At 42.2% G+C, this 25,717-nt stretch carries 21 protein-coding genes; 6 read left to right on the top strand and 15 right to left on the bottom strand.

Translation table 11 applies throughout. The features are described 5' to 3' along the window. Positions 1 to 45: 45 nt before the first annotated feature. The 8 genes from WAO84_RS05630 to WAO84_RS05595 form a co-directional block, all read right to left on the bottom strand. Positions 46 to 552, bottom strand: coding sequence for a hypothetical protein (locus WAO84_RS05630; protein ID WP_340064293.1), 507 nt, complete (start codon positions 550 to 552; stop codon positions 46 to 48). After that, complete coding sequence (locus WAO84_RS05625) at positions 549 to 908, bottom strand: hypothetical protein (protein ID WP_340064291.1); 360 nt, start codon at positions 906 to 908, stop codon at positions 549 to 551. The genes WAO84_RS05630 and WAO84_RS05625 overlap by 4 nt, the downstream gene beginning before the upstream one ends. Beyond that, complete coding sequence (locus WAO84_RS05620; protein ID WP_340064289.1) at positions 896 to 2,188, bottom strand: hypothetical protein; 1,293 nt, start codon at positions 2,186 to 2,188, stop codon at positions 896 to 898. Before WAO84_RS05620 ends, WAO84_RS05625 begins: the two co-directional genes overlap by 13 nt. Then, positions 2,185 to 2,649, bottom strand: coding sequence for a hypothetical protein (locus WAO84_RS05615; RefSeq protein WP_340064288.1), 465 nt, complete (start codon positions 2,647 to 2,649; stop codon positions 2,185 to 2,187). Before WAO84_RS05615 ends, WAO84_RS05620 begins: the two co-directional genes overlap by 4 nt. Positions 2,650 to 2,677: 28 nt before the next feature. Next, a complete protein-coding gene (locus tag WAO84_RS05610) occupies positions 2,678 to 3,619 on the bottom strand; it encodes a hypothetical protein (RefSeq protein WP_340064286.1) in 942 nt (313 codons plus the stop codon). Between the two features lie 80 nt (positions 3,620 to 3,699). Then, positions 3,700 to 4,428 (bottom strand): hypothetical protein, encoded by a 729-nt coding sequence (locus tag WAO84_RS05605; protein WP_340064284.1) that lies wholly within the window; start codon positions 4,426 to 4,428, stop codon positions 3,700 to 3,702. A gap of 172 nt (positions 4,429 to 4,600) precedes the next feature. Continuing rightward, positions 4,601 to 5,278, bottom strand: coding sequence for a hypothetical protein (locus WAO84_RS05600; protein WP_340064283.1), 678 nt, complete (start codon positions 5,276 to 5,278; stop codon positions 4,601 to 4,603). Between the two features lie 63 nt (positions 5,279 to 5,341). Beyond that, a complete protein-coding gene (locus tag WAO84_RS05595) occupies positions 5,342 to 6,217 on the bottom strand; it encodes a DUF6734 family protein (RefSeq protein WP_340064281.1) in 876 nt (291 codons plus the stop codon). Between the two features lie 143 nt (positions 6,218 to 6,360). On the opposite strand from WAO84_RS05595, the gene WAO84_RS17200 reads away from it, so the two are divergent. Continuing rightward, entirely contained in the window at positions 6,361 to 6,513 is a 153-nt protein-coding gene (locus WAO84_RS17200) for a class I lanthipeptide (protein WP_422614477.1), read from the top strand. Between the two features lie 71 nt (positions 6,514 to 6,584). Here the strand turns inward: WAO84_RS17200 and WAO84_RS05590 are convergent, their stop codons facing one another. The 7 genes from WAO84_RS05590 to WAO84_RS05560 all read right to left on the bottom strand — a co-directional run bounded on the left by WAO84_RS05590 (position 6,585) and on the right by WAO84_RS05560 (position 13,311). Then, a complete protein-coding gene (locus WAO84_RS05590) occupies positions 6,585 to 7,004 on the bottom strand; it encodes a hypothetical protein (protein ID WP_340064279.1) in 420 nt (139 codons plus the stop codon). Between the two features lie 111 nt (positions 7,005 to 7,115). Then, a complete protein-coding gene (locus tag WAO84_RS05585; protein ID WP_340064277.1) occupies positions 7,116 to 7,628 on the bottom strand; it encodes a hypothetical protein in 513 nt (170 codons plus the stop codon). Further along, complete coding sequence (locus WAO84_RS05580) at positions 7,621 to 8,811, bottom strand: hypothetical protein (protein WP_340064275.1); 1,191 nt, start codon at positions 8,809 to 8,811, stop codon at positions 7,621 to 7,623. Before WAO84_RS05580 ends, WAO84_RS05585 begins: the two co-directional genes overlap by 8 nt. Then, positions 8,811 to 10,997: a type II secretion system protein GspD gene (locus WAO84_RS05575; protein WP_340064273.1), complete on the bottom strand. Its 2,187-nt coding sequence runs from the start codon at positions 10,995 to 10,997 to the stop codon at positions 8,811 to 8,813. Before WAO84_RS05575 ends, WAO84_RS05580 begins: the two co-directional genes overlap by 1 nt. A gap of 2 nt (positions 10,998 to 10,999) precedes the next feature. Next, positions 11,000 to 12,412 (bottom strand): GspE/PulE family protein, encoded by a 1,413-nt coding sequence (locus tag WAO84_RS05570; protein ID WP_340064271.1) that lies wholly within the window; start codon positions 12,410 to 12,412, stop codon positions 11,000 to 11,002. A gap of 3 nt (positions 12,413 to 12,415) precedes the next feature. Further along, complete coding sequence (locus WAO84_RS05565; RefSeq protein WP_340064269.1) at positions 12,416 to 12,874, bottom strand: prepilin peptidase; 459 nt, start codon at positions 12,872 to 12,874, stop codon at positions 12,416 to 12,418. Positions 12,875 to 12,897: 23 nt separating this feature from the next. Next, positions 12,898 to 13,311, bottom strand: a complete 414-nt coding sequence (locus tag WAO84_RS05560) for a prepilin-type N-terminal cleavage/methylation domain-containing protein (RefSeq protein WP_340064267.1) — start codon at positions 13,309 to 13,311, stop codon at positions 12,898 to 12,900. A gap of 607 nt (positions 13,312 to 13,918) precedes the next feature. On the opposite strand from WAO84_RS05560, the gene WAO84_RS05555 reads away from it, so the two are divergent. From WAO84_RS05555 to WAO84_RS05535, 5 genes are read left to right on the top strand one after another with little or no spacing between them, the layout of a single operon-like run. Beyond that, positions 13,919 to 14,671: a hypothetical protein gene (locus WAO84_RS05555; protein WP_340064265.1), complete on the top strand. Its 753-nt coding sequence runs from the start codon at positions 13,919 to 13,921 to the stop codon at positions 14,669 to 14,671. Between the two features lie 21 nt (positions 14,672 to 14,692). Beyond that, complete coding sequence (locus WAO84_RS05550) at positions 14,693 to 15,226, top strand: OmpH/Skp family outer membrane protein (RefSeq protein ID WP_340064263.1); 534 nt, start codon at positions 14,693 to 14,695, stop codon at positions 15,224 to 15,226. A 5-nt stretch (positions 15,227 to 15,231) separates the two neighbouring features. Then, positions 15,232 to 15,867 (top strand): hypothetical protein, encoded by a 636-nt coding sequence (locus WAO84_RS05545; protein ID WP_340064262.1) that lies wholly within the window; start codon positions 15,232 to 15,234, stop codon positions 15,865 to 15,867. A 9-nt stretch (positions 15,868 to 15,876) separates the two neighbouring features. Continuing rightward, positions 15,877 to 21,894: an Ig-like domain-containing protein gene (locus WAO84_RS05540; RefSeq protein WP_340064260.1), complete on the top strand. Its 6,018-nt coding sequence runs from the start codon at positions 15,877 to 15,879 to the stop codon at positions 21,892 to 21,894. 10 nt (positions 21,895 to 21,904) lie between these two features. Beyond that, a complete protein-coding gene (locus tag WAO84_RS05535; RefSeq protein ID WP_340064258.1) occupies positions 21,905 to 25,717 on the top strand; it encodes an RHS repeat domain-containing protein in 3,813 nt (1,270 codons plus the stop codon).

Raw genomic sequence — 25,717 nt, 5'->3', positions numbered from 1 at the left:
TCTCTTTTCTGAGGATTTGAAGAATTCTTATTTTGTACCGGGATGTTATCTATTTTGAAAGCCATTCATATAAATATCTGCATCGTTATCTTTAAAAATAAACAGGTCTCTCCCTAGAAAGTTTCTGGCAGTGGTTAACTCTATGGCATCTACCAGACCATTTTCCACAGGGTACCCGTCAAAATATAATTGCTTTTTGGTAATAGCCATTTCCAATGTATCTGCATTTCTCAAAACATATTGATCACCAAATGTATAGGTTATGGTCAATACGGCACTGGTCATTTTTAGTTCGTTATTCCCATTATCATAATACACATAGTTACAGCGGTGCATATCTAACCAGAGCCTTTGTTCAAACTTGTGAACGGCTTCCTGGTTCTGAAAATTTTGGCGTATGGCACCCATTTGTTTTCTAACGAGCCCCAAAACAGAAAATGCAAGCCCTACCACCAAAGATGTAAGCAATACCACCACTACCATTTCATGAATGGTAAAACCAGCCACTTTTTGCCGGCGTAAGCGCCCTAATTTAAAACCGTCCTTTTTCATGGGTTCCTTATATCTTTATCTGCTTTGTGTACGGGTATTATGCGTTGAGCTTCTTTATTATTAACAGGGTTTCTGGCTTCCAGTTTAATGTATGACTGGTTATGGTCAGTAAACTGTTCTGCTTTAATCTCCCAGGTATCATAACTATCAGAAAAAGGGATCTGTAAACGCCCTTTTTTAATTTGATATTCCAGTTTATTAAGATAGAAATCAGACTTTCCTGTTGCAAATTTAAGGGTATTCCCAAAGATGTTATTCATTACCAGACTGGCTATCATAAATATTACCACAATAAGTACGGTAGCCACCATAGTTTCCATAAGTGTAGAAGCCTTTATACGTTTTAATAAAGCCATTTCATTACCTTTTTAGGTTCTCCTTTAAATGAAAATCCTGAATATTGAGGGGGCAGGTTCCCTGAAAGTATCTTTCCGTTAAAAATATGATTTTGATAAACAGACCCAAATTTTGCGACTACAAAACCGGAAGTATATACATTTCCTTCTACAGTGCCTAACAACTCAAAATTACCTTCGCAATACACCTGCCCCTGTAATACAGCTTCTTCTTCCAATACAATTTGAGCATTGAAATTAGGGGTTTCCGAGGGTGTTGTATCATCCAGATACGCAACCACCCCGCTGACGAAAGACCCTTCTGAGAGTAGTATTTGCCGTTTTTCTTTTTGAGAGGCAGGACGCCCCGTATTTGGCTCTGTCTCTTCTAAGAGTACCAGTGCCGAAGGATATATAAGCCGGCAACCTTTCTCTATAAATATGCCTTTAGACGCTATACCCTGAAAAGTACCAACGGTCCCTTTTTTTACATAGATCTCCGGTGCTACCAATACCACATCGGTAAGGCGTGAAGTGGGTTCTACAGTAATACGGCTACGTGAAACTACCATCACCTGCCCGGTGAGTTGTGCATTTGAAAGTGTAACAGGCTCTGGCGCATACACTATAATGGGAGGTTCTGAAAAAGAGTTTTGTAAAACCATTCCCTCCAAAGGGGCCATAAGTTGTTCCTGCTCAGAAAGTATCCTGCCTTCTAAAAGCTGCCTGGCAAGTACAGCCCAATCACGCTCCAAAGCCGGCAGTTGAGCACTACTTTGATTTTGACGCCCGTATATCAATGTAGGGAGGTAATATGCATTTCCGGAAATATTACCCGGCCGGACCCCCTGAGCCGGCAAAAACACATCTCCTTCAATACGGGTATTTCCCACCAGAATAAGGGGCCGGTTTTTTTCTTCCAGATATAACGCCGGCTTTTGTGCAGGTAACCCTCCCACAAGTGCCATTTTGGTAAATCGGCTTTTTTTTATTGCAGAGGTTACTGTTACTTTTTCAAGAACCCCCCAATACGAACGTTTTATACCTCCGCTTTTATACGGTTCTTCAAAAAGAGAAAAAGCTACGGTATCTCCTGTATTTTCGGCCTCTAAGAGATATTTCTGCAAATAAATATCAGCATTTCTTACCGCTTCAATACCAAAGTTTGTTTGTTTTTTAAAAAACCCGTGTACATGAGTGTATGATATAAGAGCCATGAGCAATAAAGCAATTACCACTGCAATAAACACTACAAACTGCAAAGCACCGGCCTTTACCTGTATGGAAGGCCTTTTTCTCATTCTTTTCGTAAAAAAGTCTGGTTCTGCCCTTTAAAACGAAGTACTACTGAAGCGGGGCTGCCCTTCACCAGCTTTATGCCCTCTGCCTCACTACCCGGCTTTAACAGATATTGCCTGGAGTCTATATATATGAAGTAAATGTTTTCACCGCTTTTCGCGCCTCCAACAAGACCAGAGTAGCGAATAGCAGGCCAGGGTATTTCAGGTTTTTTTGTTACAGACGTAGTGGGTTTGGTAACCGGTTTTACAGCATAGGTTCCTAAAAAAGGGTCACGCGGGTATTCATGAAGTTCAAACCGGGCCTGTTGCTTTACCGGTTCAGGACGAAAACTAACATCAGTAACAGGCAATGCCTCAGGAGCTTCGGAAGGAGAAATAGCGCCAATAATACGATAGCCGATGATACCCCATACTACCAGTACCAATGTCAATAATAAATATGTATTCTTTTTACCTTTCAATCCTTTTTAATTCAAACTTCCGGTTTGGTTAATTTTTAGTAAATTTAAATGTATTTGAAACGTCACTTTCATTTCCGGCAGCATCAAAAGCTTTTACATTCCAATAATAAGTATCAACTGTAAGGTCTGTACTAAATGTTTTATTGTTACTTCTCGCCTTTAAGAAAAGTGTTTGCAGGGTTTCATCAGTATAAATATAAATGCTGTCTCTTTCGGTACTGCCGGCAATATCATCTCTGGTCCACGCAAAATCAATAGTAGTGGCAGTGGTAGTAGCTTCATCTACCGGAGTATTTAACACTGGAATATTGGGTGCTGTAAGGTCTATAGTAATGGTACGGGAACTGTACAAAGTACTTTCGGTAGCATTCTGTGCCCGTGCTCTCCAGGTAAAGCGCCCTTCTGAAAAAGAGAGTTCAATTTCCGTATCGGTCGTTACCTGGTCAAACAGTATTTCATTACCAGAACCTACTACCTGTACACGATATTCGGTAGCATCCCGCAAAGGTTCCCAGCTCAAGGTAACCTCTTCGGTATTAAGATCTGTATTATTTGCAGGTGCTCTCAGAATAAGTGTATTTCCTGACAGGCCATCTGTCTCAGAAACCATAAATTTAAATGCCGAATACGAAGTATCAAAACCACTGTTACGGGCCTTTAACCGCCATTCATAATTACCGGGCAACAGTTCTGCAGTAAAAACTGTTCGGGATAATGTACTGTCCACCAGTATTTGTGAAGCTGTTTCAAAATCGGGTGTAGCCACCTGTAGAAGATAATTATCTGCATCTTCTACCGGTTCCCAGCTAAATGTCGTAGTATTACTGCGTATCACAGCACCTTCTCTGGGTGCCAAAAGTATCACGGTTTTATCCGAAATATCCGGCACTTCAATAATATCATCGCACGACGGTGAAACTATAAATATGAATAGTATAAGCAAAAATCGTAGTAAACAGCTGTTTTTCATTCAGATATATGGTTTTGACATCTTATAAATGGTTGTTACCTAAGGCGAAACGCAATCTCCTGCATCTGGAATAAGGCTCGCTAAAAACGAATTTCCTGATGGGTTTCGGTTAATTTCCACCCTTTTTTTACTGTTTGGGCCGGACAATTGCCGTTTGTACTTAAACTTTTTACTACCGGTTCCTGTCTTTGGTCATAACCCCAGCAAAAAGAAGCATGGCTCCATGCAAAAGCTTCTATTTCCGATAATCCCAGTACTGCATAGGGTTTTTCATTATAAACCAGCTCTAAAGCTACTTTTTGCGGACCATCCTGTACAAGGTACATGCTTTCTGCTTTTTGCAACTGCTGCTGCTGTTGCTGCGACAGAGCCGCAGAAACGGAGGTAATGATCTTATAAGACTCATCGTGTAACACATATTCTCTTAGAGACAGATTCTCCGGAGTGTTCATAGCATCTTTTAAGCTGACCATATCGGCTACAGTGATCTTAGCAAATACAGGTTTTACGGCTAGCGAATCATGAAAAACTATAGTATTTAAAATGCCTTTCTCTTCCAGATACCGGCTATAGACCTTATAACTTTTTCGGGTAAACGGTATAAACTCTACCGTAACCCGTACTTTTTGTGGTAAGGAAAGTATTCCTGAAACTTCAAAATAATGGGAAAAAGGAGTGCCTTTCATATGGCCCACAGAAGCCATTTCTGGAATGGCAACCGAGCTCCACTGTGTTTGTTCCTGCACTTTGACGGAGGCACAACCTATAAAAAAAAGGCAATTACATATAATAAAAACTATTCTTATCATAAAAGATGTTTTAATACTGAAAAAGCGATTCACTTTTAGGGCAATTTACCTGAAAAAGCAGCGATTAAAAATAAGGAAACTATAGGGAATAGCCATGTGTTTTTATGTACAAAGCCTGTTAAAAAGATATGAATGGCCTTTTAAACGTTCTCTACACGATATCTCATTGATTTTATGAAACATATCGTGTCTCATTGGTGATAAGAAATCTTCTGTATATACACATATTCAATATTTTTTCTGTTTGAATATCCAGTTCGGCCTGTTCAGAGGGAGTATCTACTTCAAAAACAGAATAAAACTTTTTAAGTACTTCCGCCACCTGATTTTCTTCTTCAAACAAGCGAAGAAAGAGATATTGAAGCTGTGTTAAAGGTGTTTCAAAAACATTCGTATCTGTACATTCGTCAAAGGTACCGCATTTTTCAAACAAGAAGTAATAATTGCCTGGAGGTGTTTCTATCAATTCTGAAATATCGAATCGTTTTGCTTCCGATTCACGAACTATCCATCGCCAATCAGATTCATAGATCTCTATAGCAGGGTTAAGGTAGAGTTGCTCTTGTTTAATATAATTTATCCCGTCTTTTAAAAGAATATCCCTTTTAGCACATTGGATGATCTCCTGTTCAAAAATTTTATTGAGCCGGCTTTTAGGGTTCCTGAGAACTAGCTTTTCTTTTTCAATACTTAAGATCTCCTGAAACAATCTGGAGTGTAAGGGCTCCATTATATGTTCGCAGGTACTCGCCAAAACATCTTCACTTAAAGAGATGCATTTATGAAGGCCTTCTTTACTATTGAAAACCGTGTTTTTATATTCTGGTTTCAGGGATTCTAACCTATACATAAGGGCTTGTGTTCTCTTAAAGTGAACAGGGTTTTTAGGAATTTGCATACGTATATTTTGAATTTAAACAACCGACATTATTTTTTCATAATGATCAGGATACTCAAGAGCAAGTTGATGTTCAAGATTTCTGCAACACTCCCAATGATCTTTAGCCTCTCCAATAAAATGAACATATTTTTTAGCAGTAAATAAATTAAAAAAATCGCTAAAATCAGTTAATTGTACCTCATCAGGACTGTAATAATACTCAATAGCCTCTTCACGGGCACGTGCCAGGGCACCAAACAGGTATTGTTCGTATATTATGGCGTATGATGATCCCATAACCGCTGTAGTAAACTTATTGAGGTTTGTATCAATGAATTTGAATGCTGTTCTGGTAAATTCTTTAATAAAATCAAGATTGTTCCCGCCTATAATACCTGCGTTAGTAGCTTTGAAATCGTTATTACGGCGTATATCTTCCTGTAAAAACTGAGGCATGTAAAAGTTTTTTTCAAGCATCTCACTATAGCCCAATGCGTATTGGCCTACATCCAGTTCCATATGCTGCCCTACCAAAGATGCTTTCTCGATACGCTCAGGGAACCTACTCCCTATAAAAACATCATTGTCTATATGAATAAAAGGCTCTTCCTGGAGACTGTATGTATATAGTTTTCCTACTGCCCATAAATGAGAAGAATAGTGGTTGAGCTTATCCAGCCCTGTATGTACCCGTGTATAAGGCAGTTGCAGGGTATCGATCAATAAACGGGCTCCCTCATGATCTGTAACCAGTTCTACCCTATCATACCAGGTAAGTGCTCTTAAACAGCTTAGCGCCCAACTCATATACATAAATTTCTGGCTGCGCCACCCACCATATTTTTTTTCATCTGTTTCATTGTTAAACCTATGGGTAGGTATTGACCAGAAGCTATGGACTATTTTCATAAAAATACACGTAATGTTTATAATGACAATATATAGCTTGCCCACTCATTTAACCTACTTATAATGTAAGTTTTAACATTATTATAACTACTGCATTTTTATACCAAAGTTGTATTTTCTGTATTTTCACCAAAAAAATTATTATGAAAAAGAAATCGAATCTTAATTTAATGCTGAACAAGAGAAAAGTAAGCGAACTATCTACGCAGCAACAGGTAAAAATACAGGGAGGATATAATACTGTATGGAATTTTACCTGTAACAGTTTTTACTGTTCGGGTGTTCACTGCTTTTAAGAGCTTTAATGCACACAAAAGCAACCTTTTCAGGTTGCTTTTTGCTTTTAAGTATAAAACTAACTTACTACTTATTTAGTTACCTTATCAATTCTTGACCTCAATTCGTTTATTTCTGCCTGCTGTGCTTCCAGTTTTATATCGCTTTTATCGGTATCTGGGTCTCTCTGCCCTACAGATATCCAGGAGCCTCCATTCCTGCTTAAATCTCTGGCTATTAAATAAATATTCCCATCACCCATTTTACCATGTGGGAAACCCATTACTCCATAGGCATTAACATTAGAAAATGCACGCCCTAACCTGGGGCCTTTGGGGTAGTAAGCCTGTATCTCTCCCTCACTGGTGAGTAACCCGAAAAATCTAAATAAATCCGCATGGAAGTACATAGAAGGGTTGAGACTATTTGCAAGCGAAAACTCTAATCTGTTCAGGGTGATAAGGCCTATTCTAACTGTTGGAGTGGTCTGAAAGGTGTTTTGTGCTGCCAATAAATTAATTATCTGTTAAATGTTGTCAAAAACAGATTTTTAAAGAAAGTAAGATCTTACTTTTTTAATATAACAACAGTTATTTTTTTATTGAAAATAGAAGAAAGGAAATTAGTTTCGGTTTTGAAGAAGTACACTTAGTTGTAAATAATAGGTACCCTTGCGGTGGTTTTTTTCTTTTACAAAACGCATAGTAAGCACCTCTCCATATTTGGTGTTTTGCTCGAGGTGGTGAAGTACGGAAATAAGGTTTGCAAAATCCCCTTCTAATGTAAAACCATAGGTGTTTTTTGAGCGCTCTCCCATACTATAAACATGGGGTTCATTAAACTGTACTACTTTAATATCCAGTTCGGTCGCTTTTCGGTTAATGGTTTTAAGCAGGTTGTTTTGTATGGAGGTTTCGGTAAGCTGGTAACGGTTAAGAAGGGAGTCATAATACTGCATTTTCTGATTGAGCAGTGAGAATTGCTTGGGAATATCTTCAAAAAGGGCTTCCTGTTTCTCAAGATCCTTAAAAGATGTTCTGGCGTCAAAGGTTTTTGAAAATGCAAAAACATAACAGATTACACAGGCTAAAACAAAGCCACTGACCAAAGCTATATTTCTGGTTTTACTATTCATCTCTTAAGCTTATGGAAAGTGCAAAACCGGCTTCTGTTTTACCGGTTTGCCCATAGTTTATGACCTCTACTGTATTTGTAAAATCCAATCGTTCCAGTTGTTCTATCCAGGTGGAAAAATCTTCACTGCTCACCGATGTTCCATACATACGCATCTGGTTTTCAAATACCAGGATCTCTTCATTCTCTTTTACACGTTTTTTTATGGGTTGATAATCTACTTCATTTAAAAGCAAGGTAGAGGGCATTAAAGAAATGATCTGATCCAGATAAAAAGAGCTTCGGGAAGAGGAAGAAGCGATCATGTCTTCTACCAGTTTTTGCTTTTGGGTAACTTCTTCATTCAACTTTAAAAGTTTGGTACGGTTGGCATCATTTACCTGAAGGGTTTGCTGTAGTGCCTCTGTTTTCTGATAGTAGTGATTAAACACAAAAAAATTGATGAGTAAGGTTACCAGCAAAATAGCTACGGCAAAGCGCGCAAAATTTTTAAAGAAAGTACGGTTTTTATGCTCGCTTTTAAATGTTTGCAGCACCTCTCCAAAATTGGTAGCTTCTGTATCTGTATTGAAAAAGGGAGCCAGTGCAGCTCCGAGGCTCAACAGATAGGTCCCTGAAGTATGTATTCCGTTAATATCGTATTCTTTGTTGGGATCGGAAGCTGGTTCTATTCGGGTCTCTTTTTCCAAAATATGCAATTCATGTCCATTATAGGCAAATGAAGAGTAGGTGGTTACTTCTAACAGCCATGAAAGGGGTTGAGGCCCCAGAGAAAACCCTATACTGTTTATTTTTGAGCCTTTTAATTCATTTAGTAACTGATCTACATAGGTTTTACGACAGATTGACAATGCAGTGACTTCTTTAAACTTTCGCACTTCCAGATAAAATTCATCGGGGTTAAGATCGGGAAAAATGCGTTGTACCAGTTGCTCGGGTGTGCCCTGTTCCCGTATAAATTTTGTAATTACCTGAGGAGAATGTACTACCAGCCATACGGGATCGCTTTTTACACCGGCACTTACTTCTTTGATACTGGTGTATGAGGTTGCAGACTCCCGTTCAATTTCTTTTTTCTTTTTACAGACCTGTGTAGCATACCATATGGCATCATCGCCATAGGCAAAGTATTCAAGCCCGGTGAAATACTGTTTTATGGATAGGATGTCTGTAAGTCTGTTCATTAATAAAATACGGTAGGTTTTATAAGAACGGTGAGTTTTTTTCGGGAGTCTTCACGAACACGCCTGCTAAAAAACCATTTAATAACGGGTATACGTGAAAGGAAAGGTACGCCTCTTCCGGAATCATTACGCACTTTTTCTTCCAGTCCGCCCAATACTACCATATCCTGGTCACGTACCCGGATTATGGAACTGAATTCTCTGGAGTTAAGTCCGGGGGGCGCTTCACTGTCAATACGCTCTCCGTTAAAATCTGACTGAATTACATTCACATCCAGCGTGATTTGTCCGTCGCCTGACACTAACGGCCGTATGCTTATGGCAAGTTCGGCATCAATGGGCACATAATTTCGGAATTCTGAGGTTTGTGGTATTTGTGCTCCAAAAAAGTTTTGTTGTGTAAGTACATAATACGTGGTCTCTCCTATGGAAAGGGTAGCACGGTGACCGTTAAGGGTAGATAATTTGGGGGTAGATCGTATTTTAATATTACCGTTGGCCTCCATGGCTTTAATGTTGGCATAAAATTCGGGAACTACTTTTCCAATGTTTACAAAGCCGTCAAACCCTCCAATAACCCGGTTAATGGTTTTGGCCCCCAGGGTAATGTCTGCTTCGGGAAAGATCCCCCCCTGGGTTTGTGTAGGCTCTTCGCCAATCCCCCAGCTAATACCGGTCTCAACGGTGGCACTTCGGTTTATTTCCAGTAACATTACTTCAATGAGTATGTAAGGAATAGGTTCATCTATCTGTTTCAGGAAGGCTTTAAAACGGTTTACCTCGGCTGCGGGGCCACTCACAAAAAAGCTGTTGAGTTCTATATCGGTTTTAATATCCAGGCTTCCCAGTATCTCTTCGGGTAAGATATCGGTTAAAGACCCTATGGCACCACTGCCTCCCTGGTTCTGATTTTGTTGAACAAGGTTGGTATTTCTGGGTTGCATGGGGTTATTAAAGCCCTGCCCTCCCTGAAAGGAGGTGTTTTGACCGGCTCCGGCAAAGAAGGGAGCACCTGCCTGGGCTGTTCTGCCGGCACTGCGTGTGGATCCGGCATTGCCCTGAGGATCTCCCAAAAGCTCTACAGAGCGGTGCATAAGGCGTATGATCTCTATTTTTCGTACACTTAACTGATCTGCCGTTCCAAAAAAATAGGTGTTCCCTTCTTTTTTGTAAGTAAAGTTTTGGCGGGACGGGGCGGTATTCTGAAATCCGGATTGTGCACCCTGGGGTATATTCCCGTTTTGCGGTGTTTCTGCTACCTGTTGCCCGCTCTCAAATATCTTATCGAGCAGGGCATCGAAGCTTATGTACCGGGTTTTGAAGGTGGCATTCCCTGCACCATCAAGGGAGCGGGCAGTAAAAATATTAAGGCTCAGATCGTTCCCTATGGTATAGATAATATCTTTTATGGGAATATCTACAAAATTCACTTCTAGTATTTTGTTTACGGTATCCAGAATTCGGTAATGAAAATCGGGGATACGCCGGGTAATAGGAATACGCCCTGTGCCTGCCGGCTGCCCTTCGATACCTGCAGCAGTAAACTCCCGGTCAAATAAATGAAAGCCGTCTTTACTTTTCTGATAGGTGAGATTATTGGTAAGCGCCATCATTTGCATGGCCTCTTCAAACGAGGCACTTTTTATGTAAGAGGTAATGCGCTCATTCTCAATTTGGGGGGAAAACACCATATTTTGCCCGGTAGCATCCATAATAGCACGAAAAGCATCATACAGCCTGTCTGCTTTTATATCAAAAGAGATACGGTTATTAAGAGCATCATACACTACGGGTATTTCTCTTTTTTCAGGTACTTCTGCAGGGGGCTGATATTTGTAAATGGAAAGTATGTTTCCGGTAAAATTAATATCGAGTTCATATTCTTTACACAAAAATACCAGCAGGTCGGCAACGGTTACTTCTGAAAAATTGTTTACCAGTTTTATTTGATTCAACTCGGGTGCCACATTGAGGTTTACTTTGTGTACCTGAGATACGGCTATAAGAAAATTGGAAAGGGTTACATCTCTTACATCAATATTTACCTTAAGGTTTTCGGTAAGGCCTTTGCTCTCAACAGAAAGGGCCTCTAACTGATTACGTATGCTTTCAATACGGTTAGCTTCCTGAGCATTGAGGATAAAGCAGGCAGTACATGCCAAAAGTAGCGTAATTTTTCTAATCATATTCAGTCGGTTAACAGGGCATAGACCTCCTCTACTGAAGTTTCTCCTTCCCGCACAAGTTCTATGGCATTGTCTTTTAATGTTTTTATATGGTTTTCCGCAAGGTAGGCACTTATATCATGTTCATTCATTTTAATACATTGAACTAGTTCTCCTCCAATAGGTATGATCTCATATACTGCTTTTCGTCCTGCATATCCCGTTTGAAAGCAGTCATTACAACCTACGGCCTCATAATGCCTGTGGAGGTCTTTGGGTATTTGATAGTTTTGCGGGAACAACTCCGGCGAAATGGTTTTTTCCTGTTTGCATTGGTTACAAAGCTTTCGTACCAGGCGCTGGGCAAGACTTACGTTAAGTGTACTGGCTATAAGGAACGGGGGTACTCCCATATCTATAAGTCGTGAAATAGTGGCCCATGCTGAGTTGGTATGAATGGTAGATAGTACCAGGTGGCCCGTAAGTGCGGCCCTTATGGCCATATTGGCGGTTTTTACGTCTCGTATCTCTCCTACCATAATGATATCGGGGTCCTGACGCAAAAAAGTACGCAGGGCCGAAGCAAAATCCAGACCAATGTTTTCTTTGAGCTGTACCTGATTTACGCCTTCAAGGGTATATTCTATGGGGTCTTCTATAGTGAGTATGTTGGTTTTTGTATCGTTTAACAGTTTTAAGGTGGCGTAAAGCGTGGTGGTCTTACCAGATCCTGTTGGACCCGAAATGAGTATAATGCCGTTGGGTTTACGAATAGACTCTTTATAAATACGCAGTTCATAGTCGGTAAAACCCAGGTCTTTTAACTGTATGTTGCTGGTATCTTTGCTGAGAATACGAAGTACTATTTTTTCACCGTGCAGTGTGGGCAGGGATGAAACCCGTATATCAAACTCATCAAACCCTCTGTTTACGGTAATACGCCCGTCCTGTGGCAAACGTTTTTCTGATATATCGAGCCCGCTTTTTATTTTGATCTTATTAATGATCACCGGATATTCTTCTATGGGAATGTTATATTGCTCAACCAGCTTCCCATCGAGCCTGAACCGGATACGGCATTTTTCTTCATAGGGTTCAAAGTGAATGTCACTGCTTCCTATTTCTTTGGCGGTTTGCAGCACTTTTTCAAGGAAATCTGGCGTAAAAGTAAGGTTTTCAGAGCGAGATGATCGCGATTTTCTAAAGTTGGAAGACAGATAGATATCAAGTACCTGAGTTTCTTCTGCAAGCAACTGTACGGTTTTCCCAAATACCACAGAGAGTTCTGCTTTAAGTTCACGCGGGGTTTTACTATCGGTCTTAAAAGTGATATGCCCGTTTTGGGCCTCTACCGGTATAATACGGTAATGAAAAGCCTGTTCTGGTGAAATAAGCTGCTGTAAGGTTACGGGTATTTGAAACCGGTTTTCTGCCATACTCTATATATCATAAAGTTTAGGATACCCAAAAAATATATTGATCAGGAACACCAGTGCAAAAAATAAAGACATATAGCCCGCCAAAGGTAATGTAGGCTGGGTACTGCCACTTTTAAAAAGGGGGTGTATAACCATACTGAACAAAATTGAAAAAACAAAAAGAATTATAAAAGTATATACCGGGAAAGCAACGCTCAGGGCTGCAAAAAGCAAAAGGTCACCCAACCCGAAGGTATGGTTTAAAAAAGGTGATTTAAGCACCAGTTTGCTATACAAAAAAAGGATGCCTAAAATAGTTAAAGTGACTAAGAAGTTAAAGCCTATGTTGTACAGGAATACAGGATATATGGTTTTAGAGTAGTGCACGAAGCCCGCCAGTAATGCAATGGCAGGAAACAAGAGCACATGTACATACCTGGTTTTTACGTCCTGATAAAATATCGAAAAAAAAACGAACACCAAAAACATTTTGAGTATGAGCATCAATCTTTCACAATTTGTCGGGGCGTACCGTTCTCATCGATCTCCCAGACATTAAAAATACCATCCCCGTCAAAATCGGTTATCGCAGTAGCCCGTGCCTTAAAAGTGGCATTTCCTGCTTCTACAAGTTCATATACATAATTGGCCGTACCATTCTCATTAACCGTTCTGGGCGGTTCAAAATCCAGTTCCTGAAAATCCATTGTGTATTTCGAGTACATATACCTATAAGTAGTTTGCGCATTGTACAGGTATTTTAGCTGTGTTTGCGCCTCTACGGCTTTCGTTCTGGTAATAAGAGGCATCAGGTTGGGTAACGCAATAAGTAAAAGAATGCCTATGATAGCGAGAACGATGAGCATTTCCTGCAAATTAAAAGCAGGAACTCTGTATTTACCTGAATTTTTCTTCATGATAACTGTAAATGGTAGCCCTCAAAAATATCAACTTTTTTTGCAAAACGGAAGGCAATTTTATTAAAAAAGCTACATTTTAACGCTCTTTTTCAGCAAGGATACAGGAAAAACAAGGTTTCTGTGCTTAAAAACAGGCGCTATAAATCATGAGATTAAAGATAGTTTAATTTTTTTCATTTTTTAAACCTGCTTTATAAGGTCCAATAATTATTTAAAAACCAAATATTTATCTTACAAAAAAGCACCAAAGCACCTGTAAAAAGGCGCTTTTTAGCCTATTCATGACTGTTAAAAAAGTTGAAAATTCTGAAATAATATGTACTTTTAAGCACATAGAACAACCACTACACTAACACAGGATCGCTTATTTCTTTTATAAGAGTTTAGCCTTCAGTAAATTAAACAAATGATTTTTTAAAATGCCCCGGTTTTTTTGTTATGGTGTCACAGTAAGGTTAAACAAATCCTGCTATACGGGTGTAGTCATGCGCCCTGTAAGGAAACCTGAAAAACGTTTTTCGTACACATCCTTCTTTAGATTCCCTCCATCTCTGTATAGCTTGCTTCTTTCAGGGAAGAATGTAATTATAAATCACAGTATTGTATGAAAAAACATATTCTTTTTTTAATGCTTTGCGCTATAAACACAGGCTTTCAGGCGCAGACCAATACCTTTCCTGCTTCCGGTAATGTAGGCATTGGTACTACAGCACCTTCAGGGAAATTACATGTCTCTTCAGGTACCGAGGGTGATGCCGTATTCAAATTGGAAGCTGATACCAATAATGACAATGAATTAAATAATCCAATACTTAAATTCAGGCAGGATGGCGGTATTGTTGGGGCAAACGTTGGCTTCTCAGAAAATTTCGGCGAAAACCTGTTCGGCATAGGAATCGTGAACCCAAATTTATCCGGTGGGCTTAGATGGAACGCAGTCGTCATAAATACAGTGGACGGTAATGTAGGGATTGGCACCAATACTGTAAGCGCTTTTAAACTATCTGTAAATGGAAAAATAAGAGCCAAAGAGATTAAGGTAGAAGCCAATTGGGCCGATTATGTTTTTGAGGATGGTTATCACCTCCCCTCCCTGCAACAAGTAAAACAACATATACAGGAAAAGGGGCACCTTATTAATATCCCGTCTGCTAAAGAAGTAGAAGAGAATGGTATTGCGCTGGGGGAAATGAATAAACGGCTGTTAGAAAAAATAGAAGAGTTGACGCTTTATACTCTGCAACAGGAAGAAAAACTACAGGTACAAAAAGAGGCCAATAAAAAGCTGGAAAAACGCCTAAGCCTTTTAGAAACCCAATTACAGAAACTAATAAACACAAAAACCCATATAAACTAAATACAAACCCTCATAACAACTATGCAAAAACTATCTTTTCCTTTGGCACTACTGGCATTTGCCGCCAGCATTTTCTCCTTTTTCTGGTTCCAATCTGCTACCGAACTGGTGTATGTTGACGTAAACAAACTACTGGAAGGGTACAAACGTACCAAAGTAGAGCGGGATGCTTTTAATGCCAAAGCAGCCCTAATGAAAGCCAATACAGACAGCCTTATGACGGGTTGGCAAAAGGAACTCCAGGCCTATGAAAAAGAACAGGCTTCTTATACAGAGAAAGAAAGAGCGCTAAAACAGGAACTGCTGGCCAATAAACAACAACAAATTAACAATTACCAACAGGCTATGCAGCGCCAACTTCGTGAGGAAGACCAGAAAATGACCCAAACAGTCATTAACGATATTAATGATTATGTAAAGGAGTACGGCAAAGAAAAGGGGTATAAAATCATATTCGGTGCCGGGGGCAACGGCAGTATCATGTATGCAGACGATGCTACAGACCTTACCGAAGAGGTACTGGACGGGCTTAATAAACAATATAAAGGCGTATAAAGTATATGTGTTGTCTTAAACCTTTCTTTTTTCGATATGCCTCGTCTCTGCTTCTCCTTTGGGGGGGTTTGAGTTGTTCACAGCCCCCGGTTTTTGAAACCGAACAGGCCCTTAACGAATACCTTGCCCAGGAAGAGAACGGATACCGGCATCATAAAAATATAAACGGGGTTACCTTTACCCTTACGTACCGACCGACCGATCTGTTAGTGGCACAAGATGCAGGTACCGGCCTCTCTCTTTCCCAACTGGACAGCCTGCGCAGCCATTACGGTAACTACCTGTATTTTAATCTGTCTGTATCCAAAAATAACGAAGAGATCCTAACAGGTTTTGCCGGCAACCGGGCCCGCTTTGGTGCGATGGTAAACCAGTTAAGTTTTGGCATGGCACAGAGCATTCACTTTTATACCCCGGCCAGAGATACCATTGCGATGCTGGATTATATCTATCCCAGAATGTACGGTATGAGCAAGAGTACCACCCTGCTTATGGTATATCCCAAAGAACCCCGTATTATAGAAAAAGAATACATGTTTATAACTATAGAAGATCTCGGATTAAAAACCGGAGAGGTCACCTTTAAAGTTCCTATGGAACCCATTAGAAAACAACCTGAATTACAATTTAAAACCCAATAAAACCAGACTATGACAAAAACCAAATTCTCACACCGGGTCATTGCCGTGTTTTTAACACTCAGCTTTTTACAGAGCCTTACCCCCTACAATATGCTTTGGGCCTCCAATAACGGGCCCAATTCACCTGAAGCAGCCGGTTTTGAACCTATAGATGCTACCGATATGGTACAGCTCTCTACCGGAGACCTGTCGTACGTGCTTCCCATTATGGAAGTACCAGGGCCCGAAGGTAATTTTCCCATCTCGCTTTCCTATCATGCAGGTATAACATCTGATATGGATGCCTCCTGGGTAGGCCTGGGGTGGTATTTAAACCCCGGTGCCATTAACCGTACCGCCAACGGAACTCCCGATGACTGGAACGGAGGACGAAGTATTAATTTTATATCCTTTTCAGATTCTGAAACTTTTTACAGCGTTAGCGTAGATGTAGGCTTTGAAAACAGTCTCTCCGTGGGCGTAGGGCTTAACTGGGGGGGCAACAAAGGATTATCCGGTTCTATAAACGCGCAATATAACTTCTTCAATGCCGTATCTGGATCAGCATCACTGTCAACCACCGGTAATGCAACCATAGGTGTGGGAAGTGCCATGAGTATTTCAGGAAAAGACGGCCCGCTGGCTTTGGGCGGGGGCCTTTCGTACTCCACCCAGTCCCAATGGAGTGTCTCCGGAGCCCCTTCGTATGACCTGGGAGAAGACTCGCAAGGATATACAAACAGTGCTTTTGTAGGGGCCGGTTATTCTTCTAACGGGTTTTCTATTGGTGGCGGGGTAAATTCCCGGAACTCATCCAATGTAAATGCCGGGGGCGGAACCGGACTCAGTATGAGCAGCTTCACCGCAGGTGATTTTAGTGTAAGCCAGCAGTCATTTGGTATCTCCATCCCACTTAAATATATAATCGGCCTTCCTATATCTTTAGGTTTTGGACGTTCTAAAGTAACCTATAAACTTCGCAAAGGGTACAGTCACCGTGAATGGGGTGCCCTGTATTCATCAAAGTATTTTGACGCTACCAAGAACTTGTTTAATCCCGTTGGTACCCGAAATACAGAGTTCTCCGATTATCAGGATCGCTTATATGCTATGGATACATATGAACAGACCTTACCTCAACCGGAAGAAGTATTTATTGACGATTATGAGACCAATAACGAGAAAGTGAATTTTACCTTTATGGCATATGATGATTTTTCGGTTGCGGCACAGGGACTTTCAGGCAGTATAAAACCCAGGATACTGCAAAATATCACCCTATTTGGAAAAGGGGATAACTCCCAGAGCCCTACAGATACCCGAAAACTGCATACCTTTTATCATCACGGCTCCAGCCAGGCATACAACAATATTGCGTTAAAATCGATTGGAAATGCTGTTAACAAACTGCACTTTTATTTTGACGGGCAGTTTAGCCGCCAGGAAAAGGTGGCTCCCAGCACTATATTAAACAATAATTCAGCCAATCTTATTAATGATTTTCTTTCCGGTGGGGGGCATAACAATGCCACCACCAACCCTAATGGCAGGGCACGTACCCCTTCATTTATTGAAGTATTTACCAATTCACAGATACAGGACGGGACCGCCCGCAGTATGGGACTTATTACTCCTTCCAATATAAATGATACTGACAGGGGTGACACTGCTCGTTTTGACCCCGACGGTATAGGAGGGTATAAAATAACCGCTCCCGATGGTAAAACCTACCATTTTACCATACCTGTATATCATTACGAGCAGGTACAAAGAACCCTACTTGAAGAAAATGAAAATACCTTTACCCGCAATGCCAGACATGTTAATGAAAAAAGGCAATACAGCAGGTATGCCACCCACTGGTTGTTAAATGCTATTACCGGACCCGATTATGTAGATAACGGTGACTTTAAAGTAAACGAAGCCGATTTCGGGTATTGGGTAGAACTGGAATACGGGTTGTGGAGTGAAGGTTTTACATGGCGAAACCCTTATGAACCCGGGGTACAGAATTACAATACCAATATTGAAAATGAGATTGAAAAAAACGATAAAGGCTATTACACTTTTGGAAGAAAGCAACTGTATTACCTTGATAAAATTAAAACCCGGACACATTCGGCCATTTTTGTAAAAGATATTCGGTATGATGCCGTGGGGCAGGATCTGAAATATGCATTTGATAACGCCAACAACGGAGGAGGCAATATGCTAACCCCTACCGGAGCCAATTCAGGGTTTAACGGGACTACCGCTATATACGTGAAAGAACCCGGTGTACAATATGCGCGTGAATATTCTTTAAAACTGGATCGAATTCTGCTGCTGCGCAATGAGATTGCGGCACAGATATCCAAAAAAAACATAGGCGGCCCAGCTAGCAGAAATCCGCAGGTAACCTCTTTGGGAAGCGGGCTCACAGGTTATACAGCCAATACTTCACACAGCCCCGGATGGCTTTCTGATGATTTTGATCAAGCTTATGTTCTCAATTATATGTATCAAATACATCAGGAAGACCGGGTGTATGATATTACCGATATAAACGATGCATTTATACAAAGCCATATTATTAAAGCGGTGGAACTGGGCCATAGCTACGACCTGGCCCGAAATTCTCCCTCTTCTCCGCAAGCCCTGGCACATCTTAACCCTTCACGGGGCAAGCTTACGTTAGATTATGTACGTTTTCTGGGAGAAAACCAAACCCGCTATATGCCCCCGATCAGGTATGACTATTATATGAAGGACCTGAACAATATTTCACTGGCCGATCTTGGCTCCGGACTTACAGATACCCAGTTCAGAAAACAATACAATGCCTTGCGAAGGGACCAGGTAGATGACTGGGGTTTTATGGCAGGTACCCATCAGGGCAGAGATAAGGCAATGGCCTGGAGCCTTAAAGAAATTAAAATGCCCACGGGAGCCAGCATACATATAGATTATGAAAAAGACCGTTATTGGACTGAAGCCTTTGCGCGGCGCTTTTGGGAAAGCGACCTTGAATTTTCCTTACAGAGTTACACCAATGGCAGGGCGGTCATAAAAGTAAAAGAAGACCGTAATTCCACCGTAACCGACTTTAAGTTTACCGATTATTTTGGAGCTGTTGGCGACACTTGTTATTTTGATTTTTTTGTAAGTCGTTGTTTTCGAAATTTTTTAGGAAATAATGATGAAAGAGGAGCCATTTACCCGGCTAATGCCCAAGCGGAAATAGTTGATCTGGGGAGCAATTATATCACCCTACGCCTAGCGCAAAATACAGAAAACTTTATCAATACATTGTTTTTTGCTACCGAAAGTGATCCTATTTCTTTTACAAATAGTCCTCGTACCGACTACGTAGACAAAACTAGTCGTGAAAAAACAATTAAATGCAGAGAAAATAATACCAGAACCTGGAGGCTGGTTTACCGTCTTTTGGCCAATAAGGTACCCGATGACCAGACCGGAGGCGGGCTTAGGGTAAGCCGCCTTACCACCGCAACCGATACTGATACTTATATCACCGATTATGACTATGCGTTTCCTCCCGGGAACGCCAGGGCAGGCATAAGTTCCGGCATCACCTCGTACGCGCCGGTTAACGGACTCAAATTTGTGCCGTACCAGTCAGAATTACCTGCTCCCGGGGTAATGTATGAATATGTAACGGTTGCCCAAAAAGATGCATCCGGAAACTCCGTAGGGTCCACCCGGTACCGGCACAATGTATTAAAGCCCGTATTTGATATTTTTGAACCTAACCTGGAAATGCCTCCACTGGATGAAAACAATCCGCTGCAGGATGATAATATCTTCTGGGCCCGTGTACAAAATGAAAAAGACGGGAACAATACCCGAAAAGTACAGGCCAAAAAAATAAGCCTGCATGTAAATACCGCATCTATCGGCCAGCTACGTTACATGGAAGAGCGCAATGCAGAAGGCCAGGTGCTATCCAGTTCAGGTAACAGCTATATTAACGGAACCTTTCTTAATGACGAAGGAAAGGGCCATATCTCAGAGTCTTTCAACGCTATGAAAACCGTTTTCAGGACCAATGATAACGGCACTATCATATATAATGACGAAACCAAACGCCTTTTAAGCGTATCGGAAAGAATTGAATATAACAATATGCTTAAATCGGTAAAAACCTATACGCAGGCCGGTGTTATGGAAACCACTTATGAAAAAATAGATCCCTATCTGGGTGCTTTTACTGAAAGCCGTAGTACCCTGGCAGATGGTACGGTAGTAAAAGAAGAACGCTTCCCTGCTTTTCAGGTACCCGAATATGCCGCTATGGGCCCCAAAGCACTGGATCGCAACAATAAAAACATGCTTACCCAGGAGGCTATGACCGTAAGTTCGGTACTTGTAGGCAGTATATGGCGAAACACCAGTGCCCAGGTAACCACCTGGAAAGACACCTGGAAATATGATGGCAGCAATACTCCTGTTAATGACGGGATATGGCGGGTACATGAAAACCATGTATGGAAAGGCGCCGTAGATTCTGAAGGTACTTTAGGCACCGTCCTGAACTTAAGCAGTTTTAACTGGGCTCCCGGAGGGGTACAGACCCATCCCGAATGGGAAAAAGTTTCCGAAATAGACCGATACAGTCGCTGGTCCTCCCCTCTGGAAGCCATAGACATTAACGGCAACTATACCGCTACCAAAATGGAAGCCAACAATACCCGTGTTTTAGCGAGCGGCAACGCCAGGTATTCTGAACTATACTACAGCGGGGCAGAAACCGGGTTAAGCGGAAATACGCTTGATGGAGGCCTGACCACTCAGGCCCTTCTCACCGGCGCAGAAACGCATACCGGTGCCTATGCTTTACAGATCAACGCTGCGGGCCAGAAGGCTTTTGCTCTTTCCGGTACTGTGGGTACCACCGTAACCGGCCCGGGAGCTTCCGTATTTCGCCCGCAAATGTACAAAGCATCGGTATGGGTAAAAAAACTGGCCCAGGGTACCGGGAATGTAAAATTATACGTGAATACTACCCCCTATCAACCCGCCGAAACCGTAAGTGCGGGAGACTGGGAAATGCATAACTTTTATGTACCTCTTACCAATAATACTACGGCCGATATTTATGTGACGGATGACACCCATGCCCTGCGGTATTTTGACGATTTCCGGTTTCATCCCGTATATGCCTCAGTTACCGGGTATGTATATGATGCAAAAACCGAGGCACTCAATTTTATACTCGATGCCAATAATATGGCTACCCGATACCACTATGACGATGCCGGCAGGTTGTGCCGTACGTATGCAGAAGTAGCCGATGCTCCGGGACTTAACGGCGGATTTAAAACCGTACAGCGTTACGCGTACAATTATATAGACTTTTCTCCGGAAAGCTGCCAGTGTTGTGATCCCGGAGAAGCTATTACCACCCTCCCAAGAGCGGTTGACGATGCCGCTACTATAAACTATGATGAAACATTGTCTTATGACGTGACCGCTAATGACAGTTTTGGAAGTGAGGGCCCTGCTGCTTCTCCCATAACACTTACCGCGCTTATGGCTGCCAGTACCGGTACAGCTGCCGTTAATGATGCCGGCACACCCAATGACCCGAGAGACGACCGTATCGATTATACTCCGGGGCAGTTTTTCTCAGGTACAGCAACTATCGATTATCGTATATGTGATGCCGTAGGGAACTGTTCCGATGCATCTCTTCAGGTTACCGTGATCAGGCCTAACGTACCACCGATAACCGGTACCGTGATCTCCAGCCTTCAAAGCGGAGTTGCTCCTAACCGGTCCATATCCGGATTTATCCAGGGCTTTTCAGGCGGATCGGGAGATCTTACATTTACCTGGAGCTATGATGTAGAAGGCGATATTAATTATTTTGCTCTGGCAACCACTACCAACTCTTTTCTTTTTCAGTATTCAGATCCTTCATCCCTGTGTGGCAAGCGCATACGGTTTAGATGTGTGGTAAGAGATAATTTCTCAGGACAAAACTATGTCTTTAATGAATCTATTTTCCAGACCGTAGAATGTAATGTGCCTTTTGAATCCAACTAAAAACAACCTCATGAAACCTGTATATACATTATCCCTCGTTTTTCTATCCCTACTGGTATGGCAGGAAAACCATGCTCAGGAACTCCCTCCGTTCCCTAATGATAATATGAACTGGAGCAGTACCATAAGTTTTGATTTTTCCGGAGCCACGGTTTCCAAAAACGTAAACTATTTTGATGTACTCGCCAAACCGGTACAATCCCAGCAATGGGATGTACTTACCGGTAAATACTGGATCAACGGCCAGTGGTACGATGCCTTTGGCCGGCCGGCACTGCAAAGTTTAAGTGCCCCGTTTACCGCTTCAGGCTTTGCTTACCGGCCCAATGTATTACAAAACACGGGAGGTAATCCCTATGCTTTAGTCGATTTTGACGGGCCTGCTACTGTCCGGGAACCATCACCCGCCGGTACCGCTGCAAATACCATAGGCCGGTATTACAGCGCCTTAAACACAGGGCAGCCCTTGCAGGATATCACTGCATATCCGTTCTCCAGAACGGTATATAGCCGTTTGAATCCGCAACAGCCCCATAAAGTATTGGGAGGGAACAAAGTAAATAAAGCCGGAACAGAACAGTGGGTACAGCCCTATACATTTACCATGGCCGCAGGTTTTGAGCTTACCCGGCAGGGAGCCTTTAACGACCCTTCCTACAGCATTCTTAGCCGTAAGGTATTTAAAACCGTAAGCAGGGATGTACACGGGGTGGAAAATGTGGTGTTTACCGACTCTGACGGGAACACCCTGGCTACGGCCCGCAGCCCGCACATAGAAGGGCCTGTTCTTATTACAGACCCAAACAGGCGCCCCAACAGCGCCTATATTAAAGAGCAGGGATATGTAGATGTACATATTCCCGAAGGATCTGGCGGACTTACCATAGTACAGCCCTTTCAAGGGCCGTTCCCGGTGTGGGTATATGATCTTATTACCGAAGAACGGATCACCGGTGATACCAGTAACCTGCCACCCGGTTTTTACCGTATTGCAGTGGTTGACCGCAAAAACTACAACCCGGCCACCCCGGTGCGTATAGACCATTTTGAAAACTATTATGATTACTCACTCAATTTTTATGACAGAGCCGGCCGCCTTACCGAAAGTCGCCAGCCCTTACAGCATTTATCTACTACCTTTCAATACAACTCTCTGGGGCAGTTACTGGAAACCACCAGCCCCGACGAAGGCACGGCTCAATTTAAATACCGCCGCGACGGGCAAATACGCTATTCCCAAAACAGCAAACAACTGGCCGCAGGCGAGTTTTCTTATACCAATTATGATGCCCTGGGCAGGCCCGTAGAAAGCGGGGTACTCGTAAGCACTGCCTTTGCAACGGCTAATCCTGATACTTCTTTACCGGCAGGTACCCGAAAAGAACAACAGTTTACCGTATTTGACAGCCCGGATATCGCGGGTTTATCTGCCGCTTTGGGAAGCCTGTCCGTACACTACCCGGCCCAAAGCTTTGTGGCCGGTAATGTGGTAAAAACCTATACCCAAAACCCCGCTACCGCTACTACCTGGTACAGTTATGACGTATATGGCCGGGTAGTATGGATGGTACAGCAGATAGAGGGCCTGGGCATAAAAACCATTGATTACGAATACGACGCCACTAAAGGGCTGGTAAGCAAAGTGATATTTCAAAAACACAGCCCGTCCGAATATTTTGAGCACCGCTACCAGTATAATAACGCTTCACAACTGGTAATGGTAGAAACGTCAGTCAATGGTACCACCTATACAGTACACGCCCAATATGAATACTATGAGAACGGAGCGCTAAAACGTACCGAACTGGCCCCGGTAGGCGGACAACCTCTGCAGGGGATCGATTATGTATATAATATGGCAGGGCAGTTAAAAGGGATCAATCACCCCAGCCTGGCACAAAGTAAGGATCCCGGTGGAGATACCAACGACTTTTTCGGGATGGCCCTTGATTATCACAATAACGATTACCTTCGGAATAACGGAAAAGTAGAAAGTACTACATATGGCACCAACCTCTTTAACGGTAACATTAAAGGCGTACGCTGGAACAATACCTACCGCCGCTTGACCGGGGCACAACATACGTATAGTTATCAGTACGACCGCAACAACTGGCTTACCGATGCCTATTACGGGCAATACAGCGATCCTCAGGGTACCGGTGGCCTGCAGGACCATGTTACCTCAACAGCAGTTGTCGTCAGTGGCCAGAGCCTAACCCTGGAAGCCACTGTAAGTATTACACTAAGTCCCGGGTTCCATGCACAAAACGGAAGTACCGTTTCCGCAAAAGTACTGGATGTAGATGGGTTTATAGAGAGCAGTGGCAACGACTACCGCGTATCGGGTATTACCTATGATGCCAACGGAAACATACAAACCCTAAACCGTAATCAGGGTTCCGGCAGTGGCAGTAATGCCATGGACCAGCTTACCTATACCTATAAAACCGATAAACCCAACCAGTTGTTACGGGTGGACGATGCCGTTACCGGCACCACCAATGCCGATGATATTAAAGATCAGGACGGGAATAATTACGTGTATAACAGTATCGGGCAACTGGTACAGAATACCGGCGAAGGTATTACGTATATCTACAATACCAGCGGACTGGTTACTGAAATACAGAAAAATACCGTACCTTTAGTTAAGTTTTATTATAACGATCGGGGGCACCGCGTACGAAAAGAAAGTTATAATACCACAGGTTCTTTGATACAAACCGAATACTATGTACGGGATGCTTCCGGCACCACGCTGGCCGTCTATCGGGGCAGTACCCCTCAGGAATATACCGTTTACGGCAGTGGCCGTTTAGGGGTTTATTTTAAACAAACGGGTGCCAGTGTATATCAGTTAACCGACCATTTAGGGAATGTACGGGCTCTCGTAGGCTGGACAGGAAGTAACCGGGAACTAAAAGGCGCTACCGATTATTATCCTTTTGGGATGGTGATGCCCCATACACAGCTAACTGATGGTACCTATCGATATGGATATCAGGGGCAGGAAAAAGACCCGGAGACTGGTTTAAGTGCGTTCCAGCTAAGAATGTATGATACTCGTATAGGCCGATGGATAAGTCCTGATCCTTATGGAGAATTTTTTAGTCCGTATCTGGCGATGGCGAATAACCCTGCAAGTGTAACTGACCCTGATGGTGGTTGTACTACTAAAGGAGGAAGGCCATGTGCGTTCTCTATTCTTGGAGGTACAGCAACAGATTTTCAGGGAAAGGTCTGGTTTGGCACCGGCGACGTTCCTTCAGAGTTATTAACACCAATTTCGTTAAACGAAGTAACCGTTTTTGACAATAGGAATTTTTTACAAAAATTCAGAGGCAAAACAACGAGAGCTTCTCGTGAATTTTTTAAGCCTGTAAGAGATTTTAGGAGGGAGTATGCCGAAAATGCTGCTATAATGCGCGAAGTGGCCAGTGAAATAGCCAGAGAAAATATAGGTTCGGTTTATAGAGCTGGTGCTGAAATTGGATTAGTAGGTTCGGGTTTAGGGTTTGGGCCGAGTAGAATTGGAAATTTTGTTCAGTCAAGAAAAGTTAATACAATTTTTGGCAAAGCTTTTCATTCATATGATATTCGCCAAACACGAAATTTAGAAAAAGGAGTCCGAATTAATTTTAAAGATGGTAGTGTCCTTGATATAACTGCTGACAGAGTAAAAGGGTTTATTCCAAATAATCACCCTAAAGCACCCGTTGGCACTTTACAAAGAGTCAAATTTGATAATTCAATACCTGGAAGTAAAGGTTATAAAAGATTACCAACTAATCAGGAATTAAGTTTTTTAAACAATCTATAA

Origin of the sequence: Ascidiimonas aurantiaca (assembly GCF_037646345.1) — a bacterium.
GTDB classification, from domain to species: Bacteria; Bacteroidota; Bacteroidia; order Flavobacteriales; family Flavobacteriaceae; genus Ascidiimonas; species Ascidiimonas aurantiaca.
Note: the sequence above shows the minus strand (reverse complement) of the source record. Positions and strands in the feature narration are given on the sequence as shown.